Origin of the sequence: Mesorhizobium sp. M1A.F.Ca.IN.022.07.1.1 (genome assembly GCF_003997575.1) — a bacterium.
In the GTDB taxonomy this organism is placed as follows: Bacteria; Pseudomonadota; Alphaproteobacteria; order Rhizobiales; family Rhizobiaceae; genus Mesorhizobium.
Genome location: NZ_RZST01000669.1, coordinates 1 through 954, shown reverse-complemented (window position 1 = coordinate 954; position 954 = coordinate 1). Strand labels below are relative to the sequence as shown.

The following is a 954-nucleotide window of genomic DNA, read 5'->3' as shown; positions in this document are numbered from 1 at the left end:
GAGTTTCGCCGCCGTGCATCCGAACTTGGTCGAATGCGAGATGTTCCGCGACGCCGGAACATTTTTTCTACGTGATCTGATCTGTCTCGGGCAGGAGCAATTTCCTAGGGCGAGATCCTGCCGCCCTTTTCCTCGGGCTGGTTTCGCATTATGTTCCGCGCCTATGTCGCGCAACACGATCCTTCAGCTAATCGCAGCGGTGATCACCATCGCAATCCTGATCGTGCTCCACAAAGGGCTGGACTGGTTTTTCAACCTAATGGGCGTTGGGTTCGCGATGGGTTTCATTTCCGGTGGCTTGGCTGTCTTCCTAGTTTGGTATTTGGCGGATCGGGAAGAGAATTCACGGGCGGCTGGCGGCATTCCCTCCGCCGAGGAGCAGCGCACGCGCCACTCGATCGATCTGTGACTGCTGAAGCCGCGAGCCCTGGCCCGCACGCATAAGCGCATCGAGCACGGCACTCTGTTGCGGTCCGCCTGTCAGGCTTCGCGCCATATCCGATATAGCTTTCTCGTTCCCGCCGTTGCTCAAGGCGTCGATCACGCGCTCAACGGACCGGGTTGCCGCCGCGCGTGCGGCACCACGGGCGCCACCGGCAATGAAGCCTTCGCGCACGCCGAAACCGCTGCTTCCACCGCCGTCGATCGCATCCCTGGCTGCGATGCGCGCTGCCGTCTCGGAATTGCGCGTGACGATGTTCGACGTGTCGTTGAACAGCCGTTCCCGGTCGAGCAGATCGATAATGGCCTTGGCCTTGTCGGAGCCGAACAGCGACGAGAGGCGCGCCCGGTTCCAGTCGCCTTCACCTTTGATGATCTGCTGCAGCGAGACGCGGTCGTTCGCCTTAGTGCCAACGATGCGCTCAATCTCCGCACGGGCGCCTTCACGCAGGCGAAGCGGAACGGCCGAGGGTCCGACCTGCAATCCCTGCGGCAGCGCGCCCTGCCTGACTT

Annotated in this window: 1 protein-coding gene and 1 pseudogene; one reads left to right on the top strand and one right to left on the bottom strand. The window is 61.8% G+C overall.

The window, feature by feature from the left end:
- Nucleotides 1-409 (top strand): hypothetical protein (locus EOA75_RS34370; protein WP_164747778.1); only part of this gene is annotated, 409 nt, incomplete at its 5' end.
- Here EOA75_RS34370 and EOA75_RS33275 read toward each other — a convergent pair.
- A pseudogene (locus tag EOA75_RS33275) lies at nt 344-954 on the bottom strand (hypothetical protein); the annotation flags it as partial. The gene EOA75_RS34370 and the pseudogene EOA75_RS33275 sit on opposite strands and share 66 nt — an antisense overlap.